Source organism: Ohtaekwangia sp. (genome assembly GCF_036568665.1).
Classification (GTDB): domain Bacteria; phylum Bacteroidota; class Bacteroidia; order Cytophagales; family Cyclobacteriaceae; genus Ohtaekwangia.
Genome location: NZ_DATCSD010000420.1, coordinates 1 through 7,255, shown reverse-complemented (window position 1 = coordinate 7,255; position 7,255 = coordinate 1). Strand labels below are relative to the sequence as shown.

At 44.7% G+C, this 7,255-nt stretch carries 8 protein-coding genes; 2 read left to right on the top strand and 6 right to left on the bottom strand.

Annotation, left to right across the window (positions count from 1 at the left end):
- Positions 1 to 671, bottom strand: a 671-nt coding sequence (locus VIN08_RS24590) for a permease prefix domain 2-containing transporter (RefSeq protein ID WP_331971206.1), incomplete at its 3' end; no start/stop codon positions are given.
- Positions 668 to 1,003, bottom strand: coding sequence for a PadR family transcriptional regulator (locus tag VIN08_RS24585; protein ID WP_331971204.1), 336 nt, complete (start codon positions 1,001 to 1,003; stop codon positions 668 to 670). The genes VIN08_RS24585 and VIN08_RS24590, both read right to left, overlap by 4 nt.
- A 239-nt stretch (positions 1,004 to 1,242) precedes the next feature.
- On the opposite strand from VIN08_RS24585, the gene VIN08_RS24580 reads away from it, so the two are divergent.
- A complete protein-coding gene (locus VIN08_RS24580; protein ID WP_331971201.1) occupies positions 1,243 to 3,651 on the top strand; it encodes an ABC transporter permease in 2,409 nt (802 codons plus the stop codon).
- 27 nt (positions 3,652 to 3,678) lie between these two features.
- Here VIN08_RS24580 and VIN08_RS24575 read toward each other — a convergent pair whose 3' ends face one another.
- Complete coding sequence (locus VIN08_RS24575; RefSeq protein WP_331971199.1) at positions 3,679 to 4,449, bottom strand: helix-turn-helix domain-containing protein; 771 nt, start codon at positions 4,447 to 4,449, stop codon at positions 3,679 to 3,681.
- A gap of 108 nt (positions 4,450 to 4,557) precedes the next feature.
- The gene (locus tag VIN08_RS24570) at positions 4,558 to 5,247 is read right to left on the bottom strand and encodes a DUF1080 domain-containing protein (RefSeq protein WP_331971197.1); all 690 of its coding nucleotides are present in this window, start codon (positions 5,245 to 5,247) and stop codon (positions 4,558 to 4,560) included.
- 196 nt (positions 5,248 to 5,443) lie between these two features.
- On the opposite strand from VIN08_RS24570, the gene VIN08_RS24565 reads away from it, so the two are divergent.
- Positions 5,444 to 5,818 (top strand): TfoX/Sxy family protein, encoded by a 375-nt coding sequence (locus VIN08_RS24565; RefSeq protein ID WP_331971194.1) that lies wholly within the window; start codon positions 5,444 to 5,446, stop codon positions 5,816 to 5,818.
- 11 nt (positions 5,819 to 5,829) lie between these two features.
- On the opposite strand, the gene pgeF is transcribed toward VIN08_RS24565, so the two are convergent.
- Both pgeF and VIN08_RS24555 read right to left on the bottom strand, forming a co-directional pair.
- Entirely contained in the window at positions 5,830 to 6,603 is a 774-nt protein-coding gene (gene pgeF / locus VIN08_RS24560; RefSeq protein WP_331971192.1) for a peptidoglycan editing factor PgeF, read from the bottom strand.
- 40 nt (positions 6,604 to 6,643) lie between these two features.
- Positions 6,644 to 7,255, bottom strand: a 612-nt coding sequence (locus VIN08_RS24555) for an outer membrane beta-barrel protein (RefSeq protein WP_331971190.1), incomplete at its 5' end; no start/stop codon positions are given.

Sequence of the window (7,255 nt, the reverse complement as noted above, 5' to 3'; positions counted from 1 at the left end):
AACATCTTGAAAAAATCCGGTGTAGCACGCGAGCCTTCAAGCTTATATATCTTTTCATCTACCTGAAAAGTTTCCGGGTGGCCCCAGGGCAATTCATAACCGGTAGCATAAAAATTTATATACTTTACTTCGGGCGCGGCTTCTCTTATATCTTCAATCGGTATAAAGGGTCGCATCTTATCGCTTCTTACCGGTGTTCCATAGTTTCCGGTAACATTCTTGCCGGCATAAATTGTCTCGTATACATTATAGAGCGATTCATTTTGTTTATGAAAATGATCCACGCTGCGTTCATCCTGCACCCATAGAAAAATAAACAGGCAGCACGTCATGCCCAGTGCAAGGCCCGCTATATTAATAAATGAGAAGGCCTTGTGTCGTGCTATATTTCGCAAGGCCACCACCAGGTAGTGTTTATACATATTCATAGAGAAAAAAGGATTTGAGGTAGATGATGATTTTCGTTTTATAGCAAAAGGCTTCATGAACTCGAGCACACTGCGTATATAGTCGAGTCTTGCCTGGCGGAGTCCTGCGCGCTGCACCTGGTAATCAAACTCTTCTTCAAGATCGCCCTGCACTTCTTCCAGCAGATGCGGAGCACAGTACCATTGCAGCAGGCGTGTAGCCCACCGTGGTGGAATTGGTTTGGCATTGTGTAGAGTGCTCATATACCAGTGGGTTTCATGGAAGATGGCAACAGGTTCCAAAGATTGATGCGAACTTCCTGTATATCGCGCAGCGTCTGTTGCCCATAGGCAGTAACTGAAAATATTCGCTTGCGTCTGCCGCCACGTTCGGGTGTAGGATCGCCCATACGCGAGCGTATCATACCTTTATCTTCCAGCCGCAGCAGCGCGGCATGTACCTGGTTTAGCCGCACCTGCCGATTGGTTTGTTCAATGATCTCGTGTGTGATATTTACACCGTAGGCCTCTCCATCCAGGAGCACAACCACCAGCAATACGATCTCTTCAAATTCTCCGAGATAGCTTCGTTTCATGTATACAATTTTTATTTACTCCACTTTTGCTGATCAAATAATCTGCCACATCAAAAAATTGATTTCCGATTTGATTTCAACCATTCAGATACTATCGCTGCAAGGGAAACGTCCGGAAACAATACACATACGTCCGCGACCGGAGAGATACATCAGATGCATACCGATGCTCCATTCATGTAACGAAGCGAGGTGCACGTTTATAAATTGCTTAATATTACTATTCTGTAAACACGCCTATGCTGAAGCACTATTGGAACACAGCCGTTCGGAATCTTCTCCGCAATAAATTATTTACCATCATCAATGTGATCGGACTTTCTGTGAGCATTGCTGTTTTTCTTGCGCTGATCGGCTATGTAAAATATCAATTCAGTTACGATACATTTTATGCAGATGGCGACAAGATATACCGCATCGACTACTATGAATATCAGCAAGGACAACCGGTATTGCAAAGTGCTCGCACGCACGATCGCACCGCCCTGTTAGCCGCCAGCTACGTGCCGCAGATTGAAGCAGTGACGAGGGTATATAATGAAAAAGCTTTTGTGTTCACAGAAGATGTTCGGCTGGTAGATCAGAATATGTTGTTTGCCGATAGCTCATTCTTCAAAGTGTTTAACCTGAAGATCATCAGCGGCTCTGCTGATAAATCGCTCACGCCTCCTAATGCCGTTATGATCTCGCAGTCGCAAGCGAAAGTATATTTTGGTGATAAAGATCCTATCGGGAAGATACTATACTTCAACGAGCGTTTACCCTTTACCGTAACCGGTATATTTGAAGACGTACCCAAGAACAGCTCGCTCGATTTTGATTTTTTGCTGTCATGGTCAACCATGCCTTACTATGGCTGGATATCAAAAGACGGTGACTTCAACTCTCCGTGGACCTTCACCTTCGTTAAACTTCGTGAACATGCTACGGATATAGAGGCCATCAACAATGCTTTGTCGGTCATGGCCAAAGAGCACATCACCACACTTGAGAAGCGCGGCCACACCGGTCGTTATGAATTACGTCCGTACGAAGAGCTACACACACTTCCCGGTTTATCGGGAGAAGTGAAGCCAACTGTAAACCGAATGTTGCTCTATGCTTTGATCTCGCTGGCGGTGTTTATACTGGTGGCTGCCTGGATCAACTATATTAATCTTTCATTGGCGCGTTCGCTTGAACGGGCGGATGAGATTGGCGTGCGAAAAGTTTTCGGTGCTTCGCGCTTTGCTATCAGCGGGCAATTTCTACTGGAAGCCTGTATACTTTCGCTCACTACATTCAGTATAGGCTTCATACTGTATACTATATTTACGGGGCCGCTCTCGGGTATACTTTTCACCCGCGTTACCTTCTCGCCTGTTACCCATATAACCTGGCTGCTATACCTGGCTGCGTTTGTAGCAGGCACAACGCTGGTAGCATTCTACCCGGCCCATTTCATGTCGAAGTTCAAGCCTTCCTTAATCCTGAAAAATAAATTAGGCAGTGGTAAAGGAAGAGCCGGTATACTTCACCAGGGACTTATGATGTTTCAGTTGTTTTTAGCCGTTGCTATTGTCGGTATAACCATTATAGCGGGGCGACAGATTGCCTATATGCAGGCGTTTGACTCGGGGTTCAATGCCCGCGGCACGATCACGTTGCGTGCACCGGCCTCTACCAATTCTGACTCACTGCGCTATAGCCGGTATACTTCTTTCCGTGCAGAAGTACTGCAACTGGCTGCCTTTAAATCGGGCACAGCTTCCATGAATATACCGGGAGAAGAAATACGCTTTCACGATGAAGGTGTTCATGCCGTGGGCTCTGCCAATGAAAAGAAGCAATCGTTCTGGATCATGTGGATTGATGAAGGTTACCAGGAAACGTTCAGCATGACGTTAACTGCCGGACGAAATTTTCGCGAGAAAGAGTTTGGCAACACCTGCATGATCAACGAGACGGCTGCACGCGCGCTGGGCTATACTAATCCAACCGATGCCGTAAATACTTCTATACTCACCAGTGAGCATAAGCCTGTTACTATTATTGGTATATGGAAAGATTATCATCATGAATCTTTACGCAAGCCGGTTGATCCGATCGTATTCTACTATCACCATCCACATGAGTATGGCTACTATTCTTTCCAGGTACAATCGCGACAAGGAGATTATCTGCAGGCGCTGGAAAAAATATGGCACAAGCATTACCCTAATGATCAGTTCATATACTATTTCATGGATCACTTCTTCGAAGAACAATATCGTTCGGACGAGCTGTTTGGCAAACTGCTCAATCTCTTCAGTGTTATTTCCATGACTGTAGCCTGTCTGGGTTTGTTTGGTATGGCTTCGCTCGCGATGGTAAAACGCACCAAGGAAATTGGTGTGCGCAAAGTGTTGGGCGCTTCTGTGTGGAATATACTGGTAATGCTTTCATCCAGCTATGTAAGGCTTATTGCGATAAGCTGTGTCTTTGCTTTTCCGCTGGCATATTACCTGATGTATACCTGGCTGCAGGAGTTTGCCTATAAAATTACCATTCAATGGTGGATGATTGTGTTACCCGGTATAATTGTGCTGGCCGCTACATTACTCACTATTGCCGGTCAGTCGATTCGCGCTGCACTTGCCAATCCTGCCAGGAGTTTACGCGACCAGTGATCTATACTATACTATATAGTTTACTGACTACCAGAATTTCGATTGAAAGAATTGCCTGGGTGGCTGACCTGTAAATGACTTGAAGCTCTTGATGAAATGCGCCTGATCAAAATAGCCAAATGAAAAGGCGAGGTCGGTAAGGCTTTCGGCATTGGCATGTTGTGATATGAGCGCCCGCAGCCGTACTATTTCTGCGAACTGTTTGGGCGATGCTCCTATAGCTTTGCGAAATCTTTTCTCAAACGGATCCTGACTAATGTCGAGCGATGCGAGCAGATCGTGTATGCGTATATTGCCCTGGTTATTTACAATCTGTTGCACAGCCGAATATACCAGGCGATCTTTTGTGCGTTCCTTATAAAGTGAATATAAAAAATTCTCCACAATGGTAACGCGTTCGGCATCCGTCTTCGCTTCAATCAATTGTTCATTTACCTGCGAAACTTTAGGTTGTTTCAAAAAAGCATCGAGTGCTATCGTTTCATTAAAAAACTCATGCAAGGGAATATCAAAAAAAGCTGTAGCGCCTGCTTCTGTAAATTTCACTAATAACACTGCCCCCTTCTCCGGATATGTTACCATGCGGTACGATCGCTTCAATCCCGTAATAGCCGATGAAGGTATAATGGTATGAACGTTATCATCTGCATAGCTGATCTTCCCCTGTAAGCTGAACGCCATAATAATGGAAGCATCCGGCAGTATACGATTCTGCATACCTCCTTCACTTTCTATTATCGTGAAGCTCTTCACAAATGGCTGCAACTGCGCAGAAGGGAAAAAATTCTTAACGTTCATAATTATACTCCTATACTTAACGGATCAGCCCCGATACAAGTTGGAGAAGTAGCCCGAAAATAAACGACTGGCCATCTATGCATTTAACCGGCAACTATATATAGCCAATCAATGCAATGATGTAATGGGTGTAAGCACGATCTTTCTAAACTCTACTTCCGAACCCTCAGCCTGCAATGCAATCTGCCCTTTGGTAGTTGTGCACTTGGTGCCATAGTTTACCAGGTCTCCGTTTACCCATACTTTTATAGCATCGCCTACACATTCTATAATCATGGTGTTCCATTCACCTACCGGTTTCTCTGAGCCATCGGTCAGGTTTATAATTCTTCTTTTCTTATCGCCATTTACTCCCCATTGCTCTTTCGGTCCGCGTCTCTTCTCCATATCCGGAACTGTAATATCTTCTTCAATGCACCAGAAATCACCGGCATCATTGTGCTGCATTTGTACTTCGAGTGATTTGGGAAACATACCATATAGCGCCCGCGGTGTGGATGCATGCACCAGCACACCACAGTTACCGGGCGTTCCGGCAAAACGATATTGTACTTCGAGGCGATAGTTTTGATATACTGAGTCGGTAATAAGATGTCCGCCAGGTTTACCCAGACTTACCAGCATACCTTTACGAACAATGAACGGACTTTTCACTGCCGGATTATTATCCATCTCCGGCACATCGGCGTGCCAGCCTGCCAGATCTTTTCCGTTAAATAAACTTTTTGATTGAGCTAGTACCTGCTGCACCGACAGCAGCCCTACCGTTGCAACAACTGATAACAAGATTTTTTTCATGACGTATGGTTTAAGATTGTATACCGACCCGTAACACCATCGAAAAGTTACAAAGGAAAAATGTAAATCAGGATATATATGTAAAAGTTATCGTTCTTAACAGCACGAACTATTATTCACGGTAAACTTCCTGGCAGCAAAAACGTATCTTCGTATGGCTGCCGCAGATTATCTTCACAAATAAAAAATCATTCCTATGGCTGTTAACGAAAAGCTGGCAAACCGAGTACGCGAAGCATTGATCGATGTACGCAAAATTGAAGAGAAGAAAATGTTCAGCGGCATGTGCTTTATGGTCAATGGCAAGATGTGTGTTTGCGTGAACGATGAAGAAATGTTATGCCGCGTAGGGCCGGATGTATATGAAGAAGCGCTGGAACGCACGGGCTGCAGACCGATGATTCACAACGGTCGCAACATGAAAGGTTTTGTTTTTGTAAACCAGGATGCTATAAAAGCAAAGAAAGATTTTGATTACTGGATCGGTCTTGCGCTGGCATTCAACCAAGAAGCAAAGGCATCGAAGAAACCAAAGAAAAAATCACCAGCAAAAAAACGAAGTAAACTATAGATAGCTCTAAACTATACCAGCACTATACCGGCTGCAAAACGACCGGCATCGCCCTTTCTGGCGGAGAAGAAATGATCGTTATTTTTTACGGTACACAAATCAGCTATTTCTATAGCACTCTCTTTCACACCAAACTCACGCAGTAGAATTGCGTTCGCTTTCCAAAGATCAAGCTTGGCTTTGTTGTTGGCTTGCGGAATTAATAGTCCACTATTTTTTCCGAACGCCCTGGTAACCTCCTCCACCACCTCTTCGCCTACCTCATACGAATCCTGCGATACAGAAGGGCCTATACCGGCTACCACGTCTTCACCTTTCGTACCAAAAACATGATGCATCTCGTGAAGTGTTTTCTCGAGTATACGCGCTACCGTTCCGCGCCAGCCGGAGTGAACAGCAGCCACTGCGTTGTGCTTACGATCATATAGTATAATCGGAACACAATCGGCCGACATTACCGCTATACACAGACCTTTTGCATTGGTGATCAACGCGTCTGTTTCCATCAATTCGTCTTTTGTAGTATGACGCGTTACATGAACAACTCTGGTTTTGTGCACCTGCGAAGGAAGGTATAGATGCTCATCGGCTACACCTATCGCCTCTGCCAGCAGATGCCGGTTGTGTTGTACAAAAGCCTTATCGGGAGAACTGGAGTAACTCAACGTAAACTCTTTTCCGTTTACATGCGAGTTTCGCTGGGTTACAAAATGCTTAATCGATTTCTCCTGACTGAACGAATCGAACTGCCACAGATTAAGACCGTTGATAGTTGCGTGCTTCATGAACTTACTCCTCCTGTTCTTCCTATATCAAAGCTCTATATTATAAAAACTTCATACCGATCTCAAACGACAACTGGCTTGTTTGAACGTGCAGTGTTTTTGAAATGTCGTTGAGAACACCATTGTCGTCACGGTCATTCAGGTGACGCAGCATCTGGATCAACCCTTTCGAAAAGCTTACACTGGCAAATACAGCTTTGTTCTTCCCCAGCGATTTCTCCGCACCCACACCCAGGTAATATCCGAGGTTGAACGTTCTGAATACTTTACCATCGTTATTATAGGAAGGTATATTTGCCGTATTATACAGGTAATTGTTTGAGCCATAACTGAGGCCGGTGTCTTTCGCCTTCTCGGCTAACTTGATATCGATCGTTCCGCCTCCCTGAAAATATAGCTTCGCCATTTTCTTGATCATGATGTTGGTATATATCTTACCGGTAACAGGAATCTGCAGGTACGTTACATTATAGCGCGACTTCGAATAATATTTACTGTTAGGATCGTTGGGCCTGTTATACAAGCTGCCCATATATAAATTTACCGAGCGCACCGTATACCAGAGGCCGGATGAGGCTGCTATATTTTTAGTGAAGAAATAATCAACGGTTGGGCCCAGCGACATTCTTACGCCAACACCTTTTTGCTTTAC